At 56.0% G+C, this 20098-nt stretch carries 18 protein-coding genes; 13 read left to right on the top strand and 5 right to left on the bottom strand.

The window, feature by feature from the left end:
* The first annotated feature begins 20 nt into the window (after positions 1–20).
* The 13 genes from fkpB (at position 21) to folA (ending at position 15657) form a co-directional block, all read left to right on the top strand.
* Positions 21–491 carry an FKBP-type peptidyl-prolyl cis-trans isomerase gene (gene fkpB / locus ABIE11_RS14495; RefSeq protein ID WP_095280714.1) on the top strand — a complete coding sequence of 157 codons (471 nt, stop codon included), beginning with the start codon at positions 21–23 and terminating at the stop codon, positions 489–491.
* Positions 472–1422 (top strand): 4-hydroxy-3-methylbut-2-enyl diphosphate reductase, encoded by a 951-nt coding sequence (gene ispH / locus ABIE11_RS14490; RefSeq protein WP_429184762.1) that lies wholly within the window; start codon positions 472–474, stop codon positions 1420–1422. Before fkpB ends, ispH begins: the two co-directional genes overlap by 20 nt.
* A gap of 246 nt (positions 1423–1668) precedes the next feature.
* On the top strand, positions 1669–2490 hold the full coding sequence (gene dapB / locus ABIE11_RS14485) for a 4-hydroxy-tetrahydrodipicolinate reductase (RefSeq protein ID WP_429184761.1): 822 nt from the start codon (positions 1669–1671) through the stop codon (positions 2488–2490).
* A 454-nt stretch (positions 2491–2944) separates the two neighbouring features.
* A complete protein-coding gene (gene carA, locus ABIE11_RS14480; RefSeq protein ID WP_102104569.1) occupies positions 2945–4093 on the top strand; it encodes a glutamine-hydrolyzing carbamoyl-phosphate synthase small subunit in 1149 nt (382 codons plus the stop codon).
* Between the two features lie 18 nt (positions 4094–4111).
* Positions 4112–7336, top strand: coding sequence for a carbamoyl-phosphate synthase large subunit (gene carB / locus ABIE11_RS14475; RefSeq protein WP_100777685.1), 3225 nt, complete (start codon positions 4112–4114; stop codon positions 7334–7336).
* 208 nt (positions 7337–7544) lie between these two features.
* Positions 7545–7778 carry a YgdI/YgdR family lipoprotein gene (locus ABIE11_RS14470; RefSeq protein ID WP_100777684.1) on the top strand — a complete coding sequence of 78 codons (234 nt, stop codon included), beginning with the start codon at positions 7545–7547 and terminating at the stop codon, positions 7776–7778.
* 119 nt (positions 7779–7897) lie between these two features.
* The gene (locus tag ABIE11_RS14465; RefSeq protein ID WP_429184760.1) at positions 7898–10294 is read left to right on the top strand and encodes a DMSO/selenate family reductase complex A subunit; all 2397 of its coding nucleotides are present in this window, start codon (positions 7898–7900) and stop codon (positions 10292–10294) included.
* Positions 10281–10910 carry a DMSO/selenate family reductase complex B subunit gene (locus tag ABIE11_RS14460; protein ID WP_314521834.1) on the top strand — a complete coding sequence of 210 codons (630 nt, stop codon included), beginning with the start codon at positions 10281–10283 and terminating at the stop codon, positions 10908–10910. The genes ABIE11_RS14465 and ABIE11_RS14460 overlap by 14 nt, the downstream gene beginning before the upstream one ends.
* The gene (locus tag ABIE11_RS14455; RefSeq protein WP_429184759.1) at positions 10903–11727 is read left to right on the top strand and encodes a dimethyl sulfoxide reductase anchor subunit family protein; all 825 of its coding nucleotides are present in this window, start codon (positions 10903–10905) and stop codon (positions 11725–11727) included. Before ABIE11_RS14460 ends, ABIE11_RS14455 begins: the two co-directional genes overlap by 8 nt.
* Positions 11727–12578 carry a 4Fe-4S binding protein gene (locus tag ABIE11_RS14450; protein ID WP_429184758.1) on the top strand — a complete coding sequence of 284 codons (852 nt, stop codon included), beginning with the start codon at positions 11727–11729 and terminating at the stop codon, positions 12576–12578. Before ABIE11_RS14455 ends, ABIE11_RS14450 begins: the two co-directional genes overlap by 1 nt.
* 96 nt (positions 12579–12674) lie before the next feature.
* Complete coding sequence (gene kefF, locus ABIE11_RS14445) at positions 12675–13205, top strand: glutathione-regulated potassium-efflux system oxidoreductase KefF (RefSeq protein ID WP_100777679.1); 531 nt, start codon at positions 12675–12677, stop codon at positions 13203–13205.
* Positions 13198–15063 (top strand): glutathione-regulated potassium-efflux system protein KefC, encoded by a 1866-nt coding sequence (gene kefC, locus ABIE11_RS14440; RefSeq protein ID WP_429184757.1) that lies wholly within the window; start codon positions 13198–13200, stop codon positions 15061–15063. The genes kefF and kefC overlap by 8 nt, the downstream gene beginning before the upstream one ends.
* Positions 15064–15177: 114 nt before the next feature.
* On the top strand, positions 15178–15657 hold the full coding sequence (gene folA, locus ABIE11_RS14435; RefSeq protein WP_100777676.1) for a type 3 dihydrofolate reductase: 480 nt from the start codon (positions 15178–15180) through the stop codon (positions 15655–15657).
* Positions 15658–15747: 90 nt separating this feature from the next.
* Here folA and apaH read toward each other — a convergent pair whose 3' ends face one another.
* From apaH to surA, 5 genes are read right to left on the bottom strand one after another with little or no spacing between them, the layout of a single operon-like run.
* Positions 15748–16596: a bis(5'-nucleosyl)-tetraphosphatase (symmetrical) ApaH gene (gene apaH, locus ABIE11_RS14430; protein WP_100777675.1), complete on the bottom strand. Its 849-nt coding sequence runs from the start codon at positions 16594–16596 to the stop codon at positions 15748–15750.
* A 4-nt stretch (positions 16597–16600) separates the two neighbouring features.
* Entirely contained in the window at positions 16601–16978 is a 378-nt protein-coding gene (gene apaG / locus ABIE11_RS14425) for a Co2+/Mg2+ efflux protein ApaG (protein WP_100777674.1), read from the bottom strand.
* 3 nt (positions 16979–16981) lie between these two features.
* Positions 16982–17803 carry a 16S rRNA (adenine(1518)-N(6)/adenine(1519)-N(6))-dimethyltransferase RsmA gene (gene rsmA, locus ABIE11_RS14420; protein WP_100777673.1) on the bottom strand — a complete coding sequence of 274 codons (822 nt, stop codon included), beginning with the start codon at positions 17801–17803 and terminating at the stop codon, positions 16982–16984.
* Positions 17800–18786 (bottom strand): 4-hydroxythreonine-4-phosphate dehydrogenase PdxA, encoded by a 987-nt coding sequence (gene pdxA, locus ABIE11_RS14415; RefSeq protein WP_312155690.1) that lies wholly within the window; start codon positions 18784–18786, stop codon positions 17800–17802. Before pdxA ends, rsmA begins: the two co-directional genes overlap by 4 nt.
* On the bottom strand, positions 18786–20072 hold the full coding sequence (surA, locus tag ABIE11_RS14410) for a peptidylprolyl isomerase SurA (protein WP_100777671.1): 1287 nt from the start codon (positions 20070–20072) through the stop codon (positions 18786–18788). The genes pdxA and surA overlap by 1 nt, the downstream gene beginning before the upstream one ends.
* Positions 20073–20098 lie beyond the last annotated feature (26 nt).

Raw genomic sequence — 20098 nt, 5'->3', positions numbered from 1 at the left:
AAACAAGCGAGCAAATCGGCATGTCAAAATCCATACAGAGCAATAGCGCGGTGCTGGTCCATTTCACGCTGAAACTGGACGACGGTTCCACTGCGGAATCGACCCGCAATAACGGCAAACCTGCGCTGTTCCGCCTGGGTGACACCTCTCTTTCGGAAGGTCTGGAGCAGCAGTTGCTTGGGCTGAAAGAGGGTGAGAAAAAAGCCTTCTCTCTCGAGCCTGATGCGGCGTTTGGCGTGCCAACCCCGGATCTGATCCAGTATTTCTCGCGCCGTGAATTCATGGACGCGGGCGAGCCGGAAATCGGCGCGATTATGCTCTTTACCGCTATGGACGGCAGCGAAATGCCTGGCGTGATCCGTGAAATTAATGGCGATTCCATCACCGTTGATTTCAACCATCCGCTGGCCGGGCGTACCGTCCATTTTGATGTTGAAGTGCTGGAGATCGACCCGGCGCTGGAGGAAGTAAATGCAGATCCTGTTGGCTAACCCGCGCGGTTTTTGTGCCGGAGTAGACCGCGCTATCAGCATTGTTGAAAACGCGCTGGAAATTTACGGCGCGCCGATTTATGTCCGTCACGAAGTGGTCCACAACCGCTATGTGGTAGACAGCCTGCGCGAGCGCGGCGCAATCTTTATCGAGCAGATCAGTGAAGTGCCTGACGGCGCGATCCTGATCTTCTCGGCGCACGGCGTCTCGCAGGCGGTGCGTAACGAAGCGAAAAGCCGGGACCTGACGGTCTTCGACGCCACCTGTCCGTTGGTGACCAAAGTGCATATGGAAGTCGCCCGCGCCAGCCGTCGTGGTGAAGAGTCGATTCTGATTGGCCACGCCGGCCATCCAGAAGTGGAAGGCACGATGGGCCAGTACAGCAACACGGAAGGGGGAATGTACCTGGTTGAGTCGCCGGACGATGTGCTGTCGCTGGAAGTGAAAAACGAAGCGCGCCTGTCGTTCATGACCCAGACGACGCTCTCGGTAGACGACACCTCTGATGTGATCGATGCCCTGCGCAGTCGGTTCCCAAAAATTGTCGGGCCGCGCAAAGATGACATCTGCTACGCCACCACTAATCGTCAGGAAGCGGTGCGCGCGCTGGCCGAGCAGGCGGATGTGGTGCTGGTGGTTGGTTCCAAAAACTCTTCCAACTCCAACCGTCTGGCCGAATTGGCGCAGCGTATGGGGAAAACCGCGTTTCTGATTGATGACGCCACGGACATTCAGGAAGCGTGGGTCAAAAACGCAGCCTGTGTCGGCGTGACCGCCGGTGCCTCCGCGCCGGATATTCTGGTGCAAAACGTGATTAAGCGTTTGCAGGAGCTGGGTGGCGGCGAAGCGGTGCCGCTGGAAGGTCGCGAAGAGAATATCGTCTTTGAAGTGCCGAAAGAGCTGCGCATCGACGCGAAAGAAGTCGAATAATCCTCTCTGTTTAGAAAATGCCGGTCCCGAAAGAGACCGGCATTTTTTTGTCTGATTCCCTGTGATGAACCCGACAGTTCCACCCTTTGCGTGAATCATGCGGTTTTCGCTGATCCTCATGTCTTTTACTGATACTGCCGCCTGTTTATCATAAAATTCTAATTATCGGCGTTTTAAGATAGCGGCTTCGTCACAGGCTGGTTAATCTGAAAACGATTTACATACTTTTAACGTAAGAGAATAACTATGCATGATGCACAGGTGCGTGTCGCGATAGCGGGCGCGGGTGGCCGTATGGGCCGTCAGTTAATTCAGGCAGCGCTGCAGTTAGACGGCGTTGCGCTTGGCGCGGCGCTGGAGCGCGACGGCTCCTCGCTTCTTGGAACGGACGCGGGTGAACTGGCGGGTGTGGGCAAGACGGGCGTAATCGTGCAAAGCAGTCTGGATGCGGTGAAAGACGATTTTGACGTGTTCATCGATTTCACGCGCCCGGAAGGGACGCTGCACCATCTGGCCTTTTGCCGTCAGCACGGTAAAGGAATGGTCATCGGCACCACCGGTTTTGACGACGCGGGCAAACAGGCGATCAAAGACGCTTCCCAGGAGATTGCGATTGTCTTCGCCGCTAACTTTAGCGTGGGCGTGAACGTCATGCTCAAGCTGCTGGAGAAAGCCGCGAAAGTGATGGGCGACTACACGGATATCGAAATTATCGAAGCGCACCACCGCCACAAAGTGGATGCGCCATCCGGTACGGCGCTGGCGATGGGCGAAGCGATTGCTTATGCACTTCATAAGGATTTTAAGGAATGCGCGGTCTATTCTCGCGAAGGGCATACGGGCGAGCGTGTTCCGGGCACGATTGGGTTTGCTACGGTGCGAGCGGGGGATATCGTCGGCGAACATACGGCGATCTTCGCCGATATCGGTGAGCGCGTGGAGATTACTCATAAAGCATCCAGCCGCATGACCTTTGCCAACGGCGCTGTGCGCTCGGCATTGTGGCTCAAAAATTTAGATAATGGTCTTTTTGACATGCGAGATGTGCTTAATCTTAACGATTTATAAGTGTTATTACCCATCGTGATGTGGTTATTGCAGTCTTAATTGATTGATTGCACAGGGCAATATTTTATTGCCCTTTTATTTTGCCTGTTTGAAATTGATTCCGTAATATTTTTGAGTAAAGTTACAGTTATCTCTCTTTATTGTGTTATCGCACTGTAAATTTTGACCATTTGGTCTGGTTTTTGTTGTGCTACCTCATCAAATATCACTAAACTCAGCGTACAAACGTTTTCTAACGTGATTTTGTTGATCTTTTTATGGCTTAAACTCCGTTAAACGCCAAAGCCGCGTAAAATAATAAACAAAAAAGCCATTTTGAGTTGACTTTACCCCTCTAAATCCCCAGAATGCCGCCGTTTGCCGAAAATCCGCGGGAAACAAATTTGCATTGATTCATAACGCCGTTGTGAATTAATATGCAGATAAAGTGAGTGAATATTCTCTGGAGGGTGTTTTGATTAAGTCAGCGCTATTGGTTCTGGAAGACGGAACCCAGTTTATCGGTCGGGCCATAGGGGCAACAGGTTCGGCGGTTGGGGAAGTCGTTTTCAATACTTCAATGACCGGTTATCAAGAAATCCTCACTGATCCTTCCTATTCCCGCCAAATCGTCACCCTTACTTATCCTCATATTGGTAATGTCGGCACCAACGAAGCCGATGCAGAATCCTCTCAGGTTCACGCGCAAGGTCTGATTATTCGCGACCTGCCGCTGATTGCCAGCAACTACCGCAATACTGAAGACCTCTCTTCTTACCTGAAGCGTCACAACATCGTGGCGATTGCCGATATCGATACCCGTAAGTTGACCCGTTTGCTGCGCGAGAAGGGCGCACAGAACGGCTGCATCATCGCAGGCGACAACCTGGATGCGGCACTGGCGCAGGAAAAAGCGAAAGCCTTCCCTGGCCTGAACGGAATGGATCTGGCGAAAGAAGTGACCACAGCGGAAGCCTACAGCTGGACCCAGGGGAGCTGGACGCTGGCAGGTGAACTGCCAGAAGCCAAAAAAGAAGACGAGCTGCCGTTCCACGTGGTGGCTTACGACTACGGCGCGAAGCGCAACATCCTGCGCATGCTGGTGGATCGCGGCTGCCGCCTGACAGTCGTTCCGGCGAAAACCCCGGCCGAAGACGTGCTGGCGATGAACCCGGATGGCATCTTCCTCTCCAACGGCCCGGGTGACCCGGCACCGTGTGATTACGCGATTGAAGCGATTAAACGCTTCCTCGAAACCGATATTCCGGTATTTGGCATCTGCCTCGGCCATCAGCTGCTGGCGCTGGCGAGCGGTGCGAAAACCATCAAGATGAAGTTCGGCCACCACGGTGGAAACCACCCGGTGAAAGATATCGACAACAACACGGTGATGATTACCGCGCAAAACCACGGTTTTGCGGTGGATGAGGCGTCAATGCCCGCCAACCTGCGCGTCACCCACAAGTCGCTGTTCGACCATACCCTGCAGGGTATCCATCGCACCGACAAACCGGCGTTCAGCTTCCAGGGGCACCCGGAAGCCAGCCCAGGCCCGCACGATGCCGCGCCGCTGTTCGATCACTTCATCGAACTTATCGAGCAATACCGTCAGACCGCTAAATAATCAGGAGCCGAGAACACCATGCCAAAACGTACAGATATAAAAAGCATCCTGATCCTTGGCGCTGGCCCGATTGTCATCGGCCAGGCCTGCGAATTCGACTACTCCGGCGCACAGGCGTGTAAAGCCCTGCGCGAAGAGGGTTACCGCGTAATCCTGGTGAACTCTAACCCAGCCACCATCATGACCGACCCGGAAATGGCCGATGCGACCTACATCGAGCCGATTCACTGGGAAGTGGTGCGCAAAATCATCGAAAAAGAGCGTCCGGACGCCGTACTGCCAACCATGGGCGGCCAGACAGCACTTAACTGCGCGCTGGAACTGGAACGTCAGGGCGTGCTGGCGGAATTCGGTGTGACCATGATTGGTGCCACCGCCGACGCGATTGATAAAGCCGAAGACCGCCGCCGTTTCGACGTGGCGATGAAAAAAATCGGCCTCGACACCGCGCGCTCCGGCATCGCACACACCATGGAAGAAGCGCTGGCGGTTGCCGCTGACGTGGGCTATCCGTGCATTATCCGTCCGTCCTTCACCATGGGCGGCACCGGTGGCGGTATCGCTTACAACCGCGAAGAGTTCGAAGAGATTTGCGAACGCGGTCTGGATCTGTCCCCAACCAAAGAGCTGCTGATTGATGAGTCGCTGATTGGCTGGAAAGAGTACGAGATGGAAGTGGTGCGTGATAAAAACGACAACTGCATCATCGTCTGCTCTATCGAAAACTTCGATGCGATGGGCATCCACACCGGTGACTCCATCACCGTCGCGCCAGCCCAGACGCTGACCGACAAAGAGTATCAAATCATGCGTAACGCCTCGATGGCGGTACTGCGTGAAATCGGCGTCGAAACCGGCGGTTCTAACGTGCAGTTCTCCGTGAACCCGAAAAACGGTCGCCTGATTGTTATCGAAATGAACCCGCGCGTTTCACGCTCCTCGGCGCTGGCATCGAAAGCGACCGGCTTCCCGATTGCGAAAGTGGCGGCGAAACTGGCGGTAGGTTACACCCTCGACGAGCTGATGAATGACATCACCGGTGGCCGCACTCCTGCGTCGTTTGAGCCGTCTATCGACTATGTTGTGACCAAAATTCCTCGCTTTAACTTCGAGAAATTCGCGGGCGCAAACGACCGTCTGACGACCCAGATGAAATCCGTCGGCGAAGTGATGGCGATTGGCCGCACTCAGCAGGAATCTCTGCAGAAAGCGCTGCGTGGCCTGGAAGTGGGCGCAATGGGCTTCGACCCGAAAGTGAGCCTCGATGACCCGGAAGCGCTGACCAAAATTCGTCGCGAACTGAAAGACGCAGGCGCTGAGCGTATCTGGTACATCGCCGATGCGTTCCGCGCGGGCCTCTCCGTGGATGGCGTCTTCAACCTGACCAACATCGACCGTTGGTTCCTGGTGCAAATTGAAGAGCTGGTGCGTCTGGAAGAGAAAGTGGCTGAGATGGGCATCACCGGTCTCGACGCGGACTTCCTGCGTATGCTGAAGCGTAAAGGCTTTGCCGATGCGCGTCTGGCTAAACTGGCGGGCGTGCGTGAATCCGAAATCCGCAAGCTGCGTGACCAGTACAACCTGCACCCGGTCTACAAACGCGTGGACACCTGCGCCGCTGAGTTCGCAACTGACACCGCCTACATGTACTCCACTTATGAAGACGAGTGCGAAGCGAATCCGTCCGTAGACCGCGACAAAATTATGGTGCTGGGCGGCGGTCCAAACCGTATCGGCCAGGGCATTGAGTTTGACTACTGTTGCGTACACGCCTCTCTGGCGCTGCGTGAAGACGGTTACGAGACCATCATGGTCAACTGTAACCCGGAAACGGTATCGACCGACTACGACACCTCTGACCGCCTCTATTTCGAGCCGGTGACCCTGGAAGACGTGCTGGAAATCGTGCGCATCGAGAAGCCGAAGGGCGTTATCGTACAGTACGGCGGCCAGACCCCGCTGAAACTGGCGCGCGCGCTGGAAGCGGCAGGTGTACCGGTTATCGGCACCAGCCCGGATGCGATTGACCGCGCAGAAGACCGCGAGCGTTTCCAGCAGGCGGTTGACCGTCTGAAGCTGAAACAACCGGCCAACGCCACCGTCACTGCGATTGAGATGGCTGTTGAGAAAGCGAAAGAGATTGGTTATCCGCTGGTGGTGCGCCCGTCCTACGTGCTGGGCGGCCGTGCGATGGAAATCGTCTACGACGAAGCCGACCTGCGTCGCTACTTCCAGACGGCAGTGAGCGTCTCTAACGATGCGCCAGTGCTGCTCGACCGCTTCCTCGACGACGCGGTAGAAGTGGACGTGGATGCCATCTGCGACGGCGAAATGGTGCTGATTGGTGGCATCATGGAGCACATCGAACAGGCAGGCGTACACTCCGGTGACTCCGCATGTTCTCTGCCAGCCTACACCCTGAGTCAGGAAATTCAGGATGTCATGCGCCAGCAGGTGCAGAAGCTGGCCTTCGAGCTGCAGGTACGCGGTTTGATGAACGTCCAGTTCGCGGTGAAAGATAACGAAGTCTATCTGATTGAAGTTAACCCGCGTGCGGCGCGTACCGTACCGTTCGTCTCCAAAGCCACCGGTATCCCGCTGGCGAAAGTGGCGGCGCGCGTGATGGCGGGCCAGACGCTGACCCAGCAGGGCGTCACCAAAGAGATCATCCCACCGTACTACTCGGTGAAAGAGGTGGTGCTGCCGTTCAACAAATTCCCGGGCGTTGACCCGCTGTTAGGGCCAGAAATGCGCTCCACCGGTGAAGTCATGGGCGTAGGCCGCACCTTCGCAGAAGCCTTCGCTAAAGCGCAGCTGGGCAGCAGCTCAACCATGAGAAAGCAGGGCCGCGCGCTGCTCTCCGTGCGTGAAGGGGATAAAGAACGTGTAGTAGACCTGGCAGCGAAACTGCTGAAACAGGGCTTTGAACTGGATGCCACCCACGGTACGGCTATCGTGCTGGGTGAAGCTGGTATCAACCCGCGTCTGGTCAACAAGGTGCATGAAGGTCGTCCGCACATTCAGGACCGTATCAAGAATGGCGAGTACACCTACATCATCAACACCACCGCAGGTCGTCAGGCGATTGAAGACTCCAAGCTGATTCGCCGCAGCGCGCTGCAGTACAAAGTGCATTACGACACCACCCTGAACGGCGGTTTCGCGACAGCCATGGCGCTGAACGCGGATGCCACCGAGAAAGTGATTTCGGTGCAGGAAATGCACGCGCAGATTAACAAGTAACAGTATTGCAGGCCGGGTAAGGCGAAGCTGCCACCCGGCACGTTTTTGTTCGCGCAAGCCTCTGGCGGGTGGCGTTTCGCTTACCCGCCTACAACAAACGCCTCTTCGTTCCACTTCAGAGTCTTCTGGTTTTCCATCTCTCTTCAGTCAGTTAGCCTAAAATGGTTAGGTCGATAATTAAATTCAACTGAAAAGCAGGGAGAACACCATGCGAAATAAACTTCTGGCCACCTCAATTTTTGCTGCCGCAGCTCTCTTCACCGTTGCTGGTTGTTCATCTAACCAGGCAGTGGAAACCACAGATGGCAGAACCATCGTCACCGACGGTAAACCACAGGTCGATGACGACACCGGTCTGGTTTCCTATAAAAATGCACAAACCGGTAAAACCGAGCAAATTAACCGCGATCAGGTTAAGAACATGAGTGAATTAGATAACTAATTCTCATTCATTTTTTTTCTTACAGCGGCGCTTCGCCGCTGTATCTAATCCTTGACGAATATCAACCGTAATCCTTAGGAGGTAAGCGAGAATCACGCTCTGAAAAATGGAGAGTGATTATGGAAGAACATCAAAAAGCACCAGATAAGCAAGGTTTAGAAATTTCACGGCGTTACGTCCTCAAATCGGGTTCTTTACTCCTGACCCTTCCTTTTGTATCCCGCACTGCACGATCCGCTGATGTTGCAGACACGACTGCCGTCGTACCGGACTCACCGTCGATGGAAAAAGTGGTCGCAACCTGCAGCACCTTCGACTGCGGCGGAAAATGTGATATTCGCGCTCATGTTTCAGAGGGCGTTGTCACACGAATCACCACTCGCCCCGATAATGAACTCGATCCTGATATGCCGATTATGCGCGCCTGCGTGCGTGGCCGTGGATACCGTAAATTCGTCTATCATCCCGATCGTCTCAAATACCCGATGAAGCGCGTGGGCAAGCGCGGAGAAGGGAAGTTCGAGCGCATCTCCTGGGATGAAGCCACGACGATGATTGCGGATAACCTCACGCGGATCACGGCGAAATATGGCCCGGCGTCGCGGTTTATGCATAACAATACCGCCACCAGCGGCGGGGCATTTTCCGGCGACGGGATGATGAAACGCCTGCTGAATCTGACCGGCGGGTATCTCTCGTACTACCACTCCGTCAGCCTCGGAAATACCGTGGCGGCCACGCCGTACACATACGGCATCGCGGCCAGCGGAAACTCTCTTGATACCCTGAAAGACACCCCGCTGGTGATCCTCTGGGGGCACAACCCTACCGAGACGATTTTTGGTCACACCAACCACTATTTCCAGCAGATGAAGCAAAACGGCACCCGCTTCATCGTGGTTGATCCACGTTATTCTGACACCACGTCGTCCCTGGCGGATGAGTGGATCCCGCTGCTGCCGACGACCGACAATGCGCTGATGGATGCGATGATGTACGTCATCATTAGCGAGGATCTGCACGACAAAAACTTTATCGCCCGTCACACGCTCGGCTTTGACGAGGATTCGATGCCAGAGGGCGTTCCGGCGAATGAGTCGCTGATGGCCTATCTGATGGGGAAAAAAGACGGCGTGGTGAAGACCCCCGAATGGGCCGAGAAAATCACCCACGTTCCTGCGCAGACGATTCGCCAGCTGGCGCGCGATTACGCCACCACCAAACCGGCGGCGCTGATTCAGGGCTGGGGGCCGCAACGACATAACTGCGGTGAACGTACCGCCAGAGGCTCCACGCTGCTAGCCACGCTGACCGGCAATGTCGGCGTGATGGGCGGCTGGGCCGCAGGCTACGGCGGATGTGCCAACCGAAAATTCACCACCGGCACCGAAACGCTGGAGAACCCTGTTAAAGAGAGTATCTCGATCATGAACTGGGTCCAGGCGGCGGAAGATGCCAGTAAAGTCAGCCCGGACGATGGCCTGAAAGGGGCCGAGAAACTCAGCAGCAACATCCGCATCCTGTTCTCGCTGGCAGGTAACTATCTGGCGAACCAAAACCCGGACGTTAACCAGACGGTGAAAATGCTTGAGGACGAATCGAAAATCGAGTTTATCGTCGTCAGCGATCTCTACATGAGCCCCAGCGCGAAATATGCCGACCTGCTTTTGCCAGAAACCAGCTTTATGGAGCGCTGGAATATCGGTGAAACCTGGGGGACGGCAAATTATCTGGTGCTATCAGAAAAGCTCATCGATCCGGAGTTTGAGCGCCGTAGCGACTATGAGTGGCAGCGCGAAGTAGCGGCAAAACTTGGCGTGGAAGCGGAGTTCAGTCAGGGCCGGGATGAAAAACAGTGGATCGAGCACATCTGGGAAAACACCCGGCTGTCGATGCCGGATGAACATCTTCCGACCTTTGAACAACTGCAGGTCCAGCGCCGTCATCTGTTTAAGAGCGCCCCATGGGTGGCCTTTGAGGAGAACATCCGCGATCCGGATAACCATCCTTTCCCGACGCCGTCCGGCAAGATCGAAATTTTTTCGAAGCGGTTGTATGACATGCAGCACCCGGAAATTCCGGCGCTTTCCCACTATGTGCCCGCGCACGAAGGGCCGGAAGATCCTTTAGCGAAGCAGTTCCCCTTGCAGCTCATTACCTGGAAAGGCAAAAACCGGGCGAACTCAACTCAGTACGCTAACCCCTGGCTGCAGGAGGTGCAGACACAAAAACTGTGGATTAACCCACGGGATGCTGAGTCGCGCGGGATCGTGCAAGGCGACAAGGTGCGCATTCATAACGCACGCGGCGTGAGCCTGGTAGAGGCGGAAGTGACGCCGCGTATTATCCCAGGCGTCGTCGCTATGCAGGCTGGTGCCTGGTGGCAGCCCGATGCGCAAGGGATCGATCATGGCGGATGTGCCAACGTACTTAGCTCGTCGCGAATTACGGCGCTGGCGAAAGGGAATTCTCATCAAACCATGCTGGTGGAGGTAGCGAAGCATGAGTCAGTTTAAGGACTTTGCGCCCGTGAGCGATAAGCAGCTCGGGTTCTTTATCGATTCTTCACGCTGTTCCGGCTGCAAGGCCTGCCAGGTCGCGTGCAAAGATAAAAATAATCTGGACGTGGGGCGTCGTTTTCGTCGGGTTTACGAAGTGACTGGCGGCGGGTTTATGCCTACGGGGCAGGGAGGCATGCAGAATAATGTCTTCGCGTACACGCTCTCCATCTCCTGCAATCATTGCGCAGCTCCTGTCTGTACGAAAAATTGCCCAACCACCGCCATGCACAAACGGCCTGGCGACGGGATTGTCAGGGTGAACACGGATAAATGCGTGGGCTGCGGATACTGCGCATGGTCCTGCCCTTACGGCGCGCCGCAGCTGAATGAGCAGACCGGACAAATGTCGAAGTGCGATTTTTGTGTGGATCTGCAGGCGAAGGGCGAGCAGCCGATCTGCGTTGCGACCTGCCCGCTGGGGGCAATTCAGTTTGGCCCGATTGAGGAATTACGCAAAAAATATGGCGACCTTTGCGATGTGAAGGGATTGCCTGATTCGGCGATCACGCAGCCAAACCTGGTGATCAAAGCGCATCAGGGTGCGGAGAAAAAGGAGAAGCCTCATGCATGAGTGGCCGCTATTAATGTTTACCCTGCTGCTGCAGGGGGCCGTCGGGCTGACGCTGTTTGTGAGCTTAAACCTGTGCGCTGGCACAACGCAGAGTTATTCCGCACGAATGCCAACGGAACGCACGCGTATGCCGGTCTTTATCGTCTGCGTGATGGCCGGACTTGGCCTGCTGGCATCGGTATTCCATCTGGGGTATCCGCTTAACGCCTTCAATGCGCTGCGCCATTTCAGCACTTCGTGGTTAAGCCGGGAAATCGTGTTTGCCAGCCTGTTCCTGGCCGTCGCGGGGTTGGGTTTTTTGGCCTCGCTAATGAACGGTGCGCTGTGGAAAGTGCTGATGCCGTTGGCGCTGCTGGTAGGGCTGGTTGATGTGTTTTGCATGAGCCAAATCTACATGCATACCTCGGTGATCACCTGGATGCATGCCAACACCCTGGTCATGTTCTATGGCTCGGTCGTCATTGTCGGTGCGGTGGTGGCGAGTGCGGTGCTGCCTATACGCAATAGCTCCCTGACACGCTGGATGATGGGGCTGATCGTGGCCGCCGTTCTGGTTCGGTTGCTCACGCAAATGCCTTACCTATCGTGGCTGGCCGGAGCCGGACTGACTGACGCGCTGACGTTCCCGCATCAGCCGCTGGAGGCGTTTCAGGCAACCGCACAGCTGCGTTTATGGGGCTGGAGCCTTTCTGTCGTCGGCATGCTGGCCTTTGCATATGGCGCACTTGGCCGTCGCCAGGTGTGGCTGTATGTGGGGGGCGTGTTACTGCTGGTAGCTGAAGTCCTGCTGCGCTTTGCGTTCTTTAGCATTCACTGATGTTTCGTTTTGCTTTCGCTGACTCCCCCCCGCCTCCTGCGGTGGGCGAGTCATGTTTACGCCGTTCGCTTCGACGTGCAACCTGCCGTGCCTGCGTTGACACCTGTCCCGCAGGTGCGCTGAGTATCACCGGAGAGAGCGCGGCGCTGAACCAAGATCTTTGCCTGGGCTGTGGGCGCTGTCTGTTTGTCTGCCCCGTGGAGGCCATTGCGCACCTGGAGCCGCCCCGAAGACACCTCAGCGCGCAACGCTTAATCGCACCTTTCACATCCATTGCACCGGATATCAATGAACTGTTGCTGTGGCATGTCCAGCATCACATTCGTGGCGTCGAAATCGATCTGGATGAACATCCTCACTGGGGCGTTGCTATCGCGGCGCTCAATTTAAAACTGCGCGAGCTGGATGAGCCACCCTGGCAAATTTATCCGCCGCAGCACGCGTCCCTCAATCGTGGCCGCCGCCGTTTGTCTGGTCTGGAGAGGGGCGTTGCGATCGCGGTGGAGCCGCTTTCAAAGGCATTTCCGCAGTATCATCAGTTTACGCTGCACCTCGACACTGAAACGTGTGTGGCCTGCGCGGCGTGCAGCCGGGTCTGTTCCCCAAAAGCCGTCTTGCTCAAGGCGGGTTCCTTTACCCTCGATGCCCGGCAGTGTCACGGATGTAAAGCGTGCGAGGCGGTCTGTCCTGTCGATGCCATTTCCATCGCGCCTGCGACGGGGAGAGCGGATCCTGTCGTTCACGCTCTGTTTGAGACCTCATGCCCGGCGTGCTCCCGCCCATTTTATGCCTGGCACCCGCAGGCGTCGCTGTGTCCGATTTGCCGCCAGCATCATCACGGAATGCGGTGACGCCCCTGTCATATTAACCGGGCTTATGTATCTCGTTTTTGTTTTACCGCCAATGGGATATGCTTGATCAGATGTTCCTCTCGTTAAGAGCTCCGAATGATTCTGATAATTTATGCGCATCCTTATCCGCAGCACTCGCACGCGAATAAGCGGATGCTTGAACAAGCCAGGGAAATCGACGGCGTTGAGATACGCTCCCTCTATCAACTCTATCCCGACTTTAACATCGATATCGCCGCCGAACAGGAGGCCATCTCCCGCGCGGATCTTATCGTCTGGCAGCATCCCATGCAGTGGTACAGCACGCCGCCGCTGCTCAAACTGTGGATCGACAAAGTCTTCTCCCACGGCTGGGCGTACGGGCACAACGGCCACGCGCTAAAAGGTAAAAGCCTGATGTGGGCCGTTACCACTGGCGGCGGTGAAAGCCATTTCGAAATCGGCGAACATCCAGGGTTTGAGGTGCTGTCTCAGCCGCTGCAGGCGACGGCAATCTACTGCGGATTGCAGTGGCTGCCGCCTTTCGCCATGCACTGTACCTTTGTCTGTGACGACGAAACACTACAGGCGCAGGCGCGTCACTATAAACAACGTTTACTCGACTGGCAGGAGCACCACCATGGATAGCCACACGCTAATACAGGCGCTGATCTACCTGGGGGCCGCTGCGCTGATTGTACCGGTTGCCGTGCGTCTGGGGCTGGGATCGGTTCTCGGCTATTTAATTGCCGGTTGCGCCATCGGCCCATGGGGGCTGGGGCTGGTTACGGACGCTGAGTCCATTTTGCACTTCGCTGAAATCGGCGTGGTGCTGATGCTATTTGTCATTGGTCTGGAACTCGATCCACAGCGTCTGTGGAAACTGCGCGCCTCGGTATTCGGCGGCGGCGCACTGCAGATGGTCGCCTGCGGCGCACTATTGGGCGGCTTCTGTATGCTGCTCGGGATGGACTGGAAGGTAGCCGAGCTTATCGGGATGACCCTTGCGCTCTCCTCGACGGCGATTGCCATGCAGGCGATGAATGAGCGTAACCTGACGGTTTCCCAGATGGGGCGCAGCACGTTTTCCGTTTTACTGTTCCAGGATATTGCCGCCATTCCTCTGGTGGCGATGATCCCACTGCTGGCAGCGAGCGGCTCGTCCACCACGCTGGGGGCTTTTGCCCTGTCGGCGCTGAAGGTGGCGGGCGCGCTGGCGCTGGTGATTTTGTTAGGGCGCTATGTGACCCGTCCGCTGCTGCGCTTTGTGGCTCGCTCCGGCCTGCGCGAAGTGTTCAGCGCCGTGGCGCTGTTTCTGGTCTTCGGCTTTGGTTTGCTGCTTGAGGAGGCCGGTCTGTCGATGGCGATGGGCGCTTTCCTGGCGGGCGTGCTGCTGGCCAGCTCCGAATACCGACATGCGCTTGAAAGCGATATCGAGCCCTTCAAGGGCCTGCTGCTGGGGCTGTTTTTCATCGGCGTCGGGATGTCTATCGACTTTGGGACGCTGGTGACGCACCCGCTGCGCATTTTCATTCTGCTGGCCGGTTTCCTGGTGATCAAAATGGGGATGTTGTGGCTGATCGCCCGTCCGCTGAATGTGCCGAATAAACAGCGCCGCTGGTTTGCCGTGCTGCTGGGGCAGGGGAGCGAGTTCGCCTTCGTGGTGTTTGGCGCGGCGCAGATGGCGAACGTGCTGGATACGGAGTGGGCGAAAGCGCTGACGCTGGCGGTGGCGCTGTCGATGGCCGCCACGCCGATTCTGCTGGTGCTCCTGACGCGTCTTGAACAATCAGGCAGCGGGCAGGATCGCGAAGCCGATGAGATTGACGAAGAGCAGCCGCGGGTGATCATCGCCGGGTTTGGCCGCTTCGGGCAGATCGCCGGCCGTTTGCTGCTCTCCAGCGGCGTGAAAATGGTCATTCTGGATCACGATCCCGACCATATCGAAACCCTGCGTAAATTCGGTATGAAGGTCTTCTACGGCGATGCGACACGTGTCGATCTGCTGGAGTCCGCCGGAGCGGCGAAAGCCGAAGTGCTGATCAATGCGATTGACGATCCGCAGGCCAGCCTGCAGTTAGCTGAACTGGCCATGGAGCATTTCCCTAACCTGAAAATCATCTCCCGGGCGCGCGACGTGGACCATTACATCAAGCTGCGTCAGGCAGGGGTGGACGCGCCAGAGCGTGAAACATTCGAAGGGGCGCTGAAATCCGGGCGTATGGCGCTGGAAGGTTTGGGGCTTGGCGCCTATGAGGCGCGTGAGCGTGCCGATCTGTTCCGTCGTTTTAACACCGATATGGTCGAAGAGATGGTTGAGATGGCCGATGATGATTCGACGTCCCGCGCCGCCGCCGTGAAACGCACCAGCGCGATGCTGACAGAGATCATCAACGAAGACCGTAATCATCTGTCGTTGACCCAGCGTCACGGCTGGCAAGGCACGGAAGAGGGTAAACATACTGGCGATCCGAAGGATGAGCCAGAGAGTAAACCTGTCGCGTGAAGAGGAGTTGCCAGCAATATTGAAATATTTCCCGTTCTTTACTCTGCCGCCAGTCGACGAAAGATTAAGCTTTCCGTATAGTGGCGGCAATTTTTTGCATCCGGGAAATTTTCAATGATCAGTCTGATTGCAGCGCTGGCGGTAGACCGCGTTATCGGTATGGAAAACGCCATGCCGTGGAACCTGCCTGCCGATCTGGCATGGTTTAAACGCACCACGCTAAACAAGCCGGTAGTGATGGGCCGCCTGACCTGGGAGTCAATCGGTCGCCCGCTACCGGGTCGTAAAAACATCGTTATCAGTAGCCAGCCGGGCACGGACGATCGCGTTGAATGGGTAAAATCCGTCGACGACGCGATTGCCGCCTGTGGTGACGCAGAAGAGATTATGGTGATTGGTGGGGGACGTGTTTACGAGCAGTTCCTGCCAAAAGCACAGAAGCTCTACCTGACCCACATTGACGCAGAAGTGGAAGGGGATACGCATTTCCCTGACTACGATCCTGACGAGTGGGAATCTGTCTTCAGCGAATTCCACGACGCTGATGCGCAGAACTCGCACAGCTACTGCTTCGAAGTTTTAGAACGTCGTTAAGTCTTATTCCCCGGTGGCGCTTCGCTGACCGGGGTTTTACGACTGAACATAAACCGGATAAGGCAAAGCCGCCACTATCCGGCATTAATATCAGGAGGCAACCGCCTCGCCATCCCCTAACTCCAGATGCCGGTTCGACGGCTGCACAAAATAGTGCTTATCTTCCCAGCGCAGGCAGGTTAAATCTCCGCCCCAGCAACATCCCGTATCCAGCCCGTAAATGTTCTCCGGCGTGCCTTTGCCTTCCAGCGATGCCCAGTGGCCAAACACAACGCTGTACTCATCCGTCACCGGACCAGGAATGGCAAACCAGGGTTTTAGCGGTGCAGGGGCGTTTTCCGGCGTGTCTTTGCAGTACATATCCAGCTGACCGTTCGGGAAGCAGTAGCGCATGCGGGTAAAGGCATTGGTCACGAAGCGCAGGCGCGCCAGACCGCTTAACTCCGGGCTCCAGTTGTTCGGCATATCGCCATACATCGCGTCGAGGAAGAACGGATAGGAGTCGCTCGCCAGCACCGCTTCGACGTCGCGCGCGCACTCTTTGGCGGTCTGCAGATCCCACTGCGGGGTGATCCCGGCATGGGCCATAACCAGTTTTTTCTCTTCGTCGACCTGCAGCAAAGGCTGACGACGCAGCCAGTTGAGCAGCTCGTCGGCATCGGGTGCTTCAAGCAGCGGCGTGATGCGGTCTTTAGGCTTGTTGCGGCTGATTCCGGCAAACACCGCCAGCAGATGCAGATCGTGATTGCCCAGCACCACACGCACGCTGTCGCCCAGCGATTTGACGAAGCGTAAGACATCCAGCGACCCAGGGCCGCGCGCCACTAAATCGCCCGTCAACCAGAGGGTGTCTTGTCCAGGCGTAAAATCGACCTGTTTTAGCAATGCGATCAGTTCATCGTAGCAACCGTGAACGTCGCCAATGAGATATGTAGACATTTTTTTAGTGAATGAATGTAGGAACGGCGAGACGGAAAACAGGCACGGCAATACGGAAGGTATTGCCGTCTGGATCGACCATTTCATAATGGCCTTGCATGGTGCCCATCGGTGTCTCTATGACGGCACCGCTGGTGTACTGATACTCTTCGCCAGGGGCGATGTGAGGTTGTTCTCCCACCACACCTTCGCCCTGGACTTCAATTTCACGGCCATTGCCGTTGGTGATAAGCCAGTAGCGCCCGAGCAGTTGCACAGGCATCCGCCCCAGATTGCGAATGGTTACGGTGTAAGCAAAAACAAAACGCTCGTCGTCCGGTGTGGACTGAGACTCGACGTAAACGCTTTGCACCTGAACACATACGCGGGGCGAATCAATCATGGCTTAGCTCTCCTTTGGCGGTGCGTTGTCGCTGATGTAATTAGCCAACTTACAGTACTGCTCAACGGAAATATTTTCCGCACGCATTGCCGGATCGATACCTAATTCGGTCAACACCTCAACGGTAAACGAGTTACCCAGGCTGTTGCGAATCGTTTTACGGCGCTGGTTAAAGGCCTCCGTGGTGATGCGGCTCAGTACGCGCAGCTCTTTGACCGGGTACGGCATCACGGCATGGGGGACCAGACGCACTACCGCAGATTCCACTTTTGGCGCCGGGGTAAAGGCGGTCGGTGGCACTTCGAGTACCGGGATAATCTGGCAATAGTATTGCGCCATTACGCTCAATCGACCATACGCTTTACTGTTCGGCCCTGCAACCAGTCGGTTGACGACCTCTTTTTGCAGCATGAAGTGCATGTCTGCAATGGCATCAGTATAGCTAAACAGATGGAACATCAGCGGCGTAGAGATGTTATACGGCAGGTTGCCGAACACGCGCAGCGGCTGGCCCAGCTTCTCGGACAGCTCGGCGAAGTTCATGGTCATGGCGTCCTGCTGGTAAATCGTCAGCTTAGGACCGAGGAACGGATGCGTTTGCAGACGGGCCGCCAGATCGCGGTCCAGCTCGATAACCGTCATTTCGTCGAGGCGTTCACCCACGGGCTCGGTCAGCGCGGCAAGGCCCGGACCGATTTCGACCATCGCCTGGCCTTTTTGTGGATTAATGGCGGAAACGATGCTTTCGATAACGAATTGATCGTTAAGGAAGTTTTGCCCGAAGCGTTTGCGGGCTAAGTGGCCCTGATGGACTCTAGTATTCATTGAGTATTAACAATCATTTTGATGGCGAGATTAAGCGCCGTAATAAAACTGCCGACATCCGCTTTGCCTTTTCCTGCCAGATCCAGCGCAGTACCGTGGTCAACGGACGTTCGAATAAAGGGTAAACCGAGCGTGATGTTCACGGCGCGGCCAAATCCCTGGTATTTTAGCACGGGCAGGCCCTGATCGTGGTACATCGCGAGCACAGCATCTGCACTATCAAGATATTTAGCCTGGAAAAGGGTATCAGCCGGCAGCGGCCCGCTGAGATTCATCCCTTTGGCGCGCATCTCTTCCAGCACCGGAATGATGGTTTCGATCTCTTCCGTGCCCATATGCCCGCCTTCACCCGCGTGGGGATTCAGCCCACAAACCAGAATATGCGGCGCTTTGATACCGAATTTGGTTTGCAAATCGTGATGCAAAATGGTGATGATGTCGCGCAGCAGATCAGGCGTGATCGCCTCTGCAATGGCTTTCAGCGGCAAATGGGTCGTCACCAGCGCGACGCGCAGTTCCTCCGTCGCCAGCATCATGACCACGTTGTCGCTGTGGGAGCGCGCTTCAAAGAATTCCGTGTGGCCAGTAAACGGCACACCCGCATCGTTAATCACGCCCTTATGTACCGGACCGGTAATCAGCGCGGCAAATTCACCGCTCAGGCAACCATCACAGGCGCGCGCCAGCGTATCGACAACGTAGTGACCGTTTTCGGTGTTGAGCAGGCCTGGCTGCGCAGGGGCACGAAGATCAATAGGGAGAAGCGTTAAAGTACCCGCCTGCTGAGGAACAGGCGTTTGGCTGGCGTCGTAAGGCAGGAGCGTTAAAGGCAGACCGAGCCATTCAGCCCGGTCTTTTAACAGTGTTGCATCAGCACAGACGACCAGTTCCACCGGCCAGCTCTGTTGTGCAAGCTGGACGACGAGGTCAGGACCAATCCCGGCGGGTTCGCCGGGAGTGATAACAACACGATGTTGTTTCATTAGTTGCTCAGTATTTTCACGTAAGCGCTGGCGCGTTGTTCCTGCATCCAGGTCGCCGCTTCTTCAGAGAATTTACGGTTGAACAGCATACGGTAGGCTCTGTCTTTCTGGGCCGCGTCGGTTTTATCCACGTTGCGGGTATCCATCAGTTCGATTAAGTGCCAGCCGAAGGAGGAGTGAACCGGGGCGCTCATCTGGCCTTTGTTCAGCTTCATCAGCGCATCGCGGAAGGCAGGATCGTAGATATCCGCAGCCGCCCAGCCCAGATCGCCGCCCTGATTCGCAGAGCCGGGATCCTGAGAGAACTCTTTCGCCGCATTGGCGAAGGAGGTTTTACCGCTCTTAATATCGGCAGCAATCTGCTCCAGTTTCACGCGCGCCTGGTCGTCGGTCATAATCGGTGACGGCTTAAGCAGGATGTGGCGAGCATGCACTTCCGTGACGGAAATACTCTGGCTCTGACCGCGCATATCGTTCACTTTCAGAATATGGAAGCCGACACCGGAACGGATAGGACCGATGACATCGCCTTTCTTCGCGGTGCTCAGCGCCTGCGCAAAGATAGACGGCAGCTCCTGAATACGACCCCAGCCCATCTGGCCGCCTTTCAGCGCCTGCTGGTCAGCGGAGTAGCTGATCGCCAGTTTGCCGAAGTCACCGCCGTTACGCGCCTGATCCACGATAGAACGTGCCTGACTTTCCGCTTCAGCAGCCTGATCGGAAGTCGGGTTTTCTGGCAATGGAATCAGAATGTGGCTCAGGTTCAGTTCGGTGCTGGCATCATTCTGGTTGCCCACCTGCTTCGCCAGTTGATCCACTTCCTGCGGCAGGATCGATACGCGGCGACGCACTTCGTTGTTGCGCACTTCAGAGATCAGCATCTCTTTGCGGATCTGGTTGCGGTAGGTCGCATAGCTGATCCCATCGTAGGCCAGACGGCTGCGCATCTGATCGAGGGTCATGTTGTTTTGCTTAGAAATGTTGGCGATCGCTTCATCGAGCTGCTGATCGGTCACCTTCACACCCATTTTCTGACCCATCTGCAGCACGATCTGATCCATGATCAAACGCTCGAGGATCTGATGACGCAGCGTCGCGTCATCTGGAAGTTGCTGACCTGCTTCACCCGAATTGAGCTTCACAGATTGCATTAAGCCATTTACGTCGCTTTCAAGTACTACACCGTTGTTCACCACGGCGGCGACTTTATCAACAACCTGTGGCGCGGCAAAGCTGGTGTTCGCAACCATAGCGATACCGAGCAGCAGCGTTTTCCAGTTCTTCATACTTTTTCCATTTCAATTAACCGCAA

It is taken from the genome of Lelliottia sp. 489, from assembly GCF_050435885.1.
GTDB classification, from domain to species: Bacteria; Pseudomonadota; Gammaproteobacteria; order Enterobacterales; family Enterobacteriaceae; genus Enterobacter; species Enterobacter nimipressuralis.
The sequence above is the reverse complement of the archived record's forward strand: the minus strand, read 5'-3'. Positions and strand labels throughout refer to the sequence as shown.

Coding starts and splice junctions, on each gene's coding strand:
- fkpB (WP_095280714.1), top strand. CDS start 21: ATGTCAAAATCCATACAGAGCAATAGCGCGGTGCTGGTCCATTTCACG.
- ispH (WP_429184762.1), top strand. CDS start 472: ATGCAGATCCTGTTGGCTAACCCGCGCGGTTTTTGTGCCGGAGTAGAC.
- dapB (WP_429184761.1), top strand. CDS start 1,669: ATGCATGATGCACAGGTGCGTGTCGCGATAGCGGGCGCGGGTGGCCGT.
- carB (WP_100777685.1), top strand. CDS start 4,112: ATGCCAAAACGTACAGATATAAAAAGCATCCTGATCCTTGGCGCTGGC.
- ABIE11_RS14470 (WP_100777684.1), top strand. CDS start 7,545: ATGCGAAATAAACTTCTGGCCACCTCAATTTTTGCTGCCGCAGCTCTC.
- ABIE11_RS14465 (WP_429184760.1), top strand. CDS start 7,898: ATGGAAGAACATCAAAAAGCACCAGATAAGCAAGGTTTAGAAATTTCA.
- ABIE11_RS14460 (WP_314521834.1), top strand. CDS start 10,281: ATGAGTCAGTTTAAGGACTTTGCGCCCGTGAGCGATAAGCAGCTCGGG.
- ABIE11_RS14455 (WP_429184759.1), top strand. CDS start 10,903: ATGCATGAGTGGCCGCTATTAATGTTTACCCTGCTGCTGCAGGGGGCC.
- ABIE11_RS14450 (WP_429184758.1), top strand. CDS start 11,727: ATGTTTCGTTTTGCTTTCGCTGACTCCCCCCCGCCTCCTGCGGTGGGC.
- kefF (WP_100777679.1), top strand. CDS start 12,675: ATGATTCTGATAATTTATGCGCATCCTTATCCGCAGCACTCGCACGCG.
- kefC (WP_429184757.1), top strand. CDS start 13,198: ATGGATAGCCACACGCTAATACAGGCGCTGATCTACCTGGGGGCCGCT.
- folA (WP_100777676.1), top strand. CDS start 15,178: ATGATCAGTCTGATTGCAGCGCTGGCGGTAGACCGCGTTATCGGTATG.
- apaH (WP_100777675.1), bottom strand. CDS start 16,596: ATGTCTACATATCTCATTGGCGACGTTCACGGTTGCTACGATGAACTG.
- apaG (WP_100777674.1), bottom strand. CDS start 16,978: ATGATTGATTCGCCCCGCGTATGTGTTCAGGTGCAAAGCGTTTACGTC.
- rsmA (WP_100777673.1), bottom strand. CDS start 17,803: ATGAATACTAGAGTCCATCAGGGCCACTTAGCCCGCAAACGCTTCGGG.
- pdxA (WP_312155690.1), bottom strand. CDS start 18,786: ATGAAACAACATCGTGTTGTTATCACTCCCGGCGAACCCGCCGGGATT.
- surA (WP_100777671.1), bottom strand. CDS start 20,072: ATGAAGAACTGGAAAACGCTGCTGCTCGGTATCGCTATGGTTGCGAAC.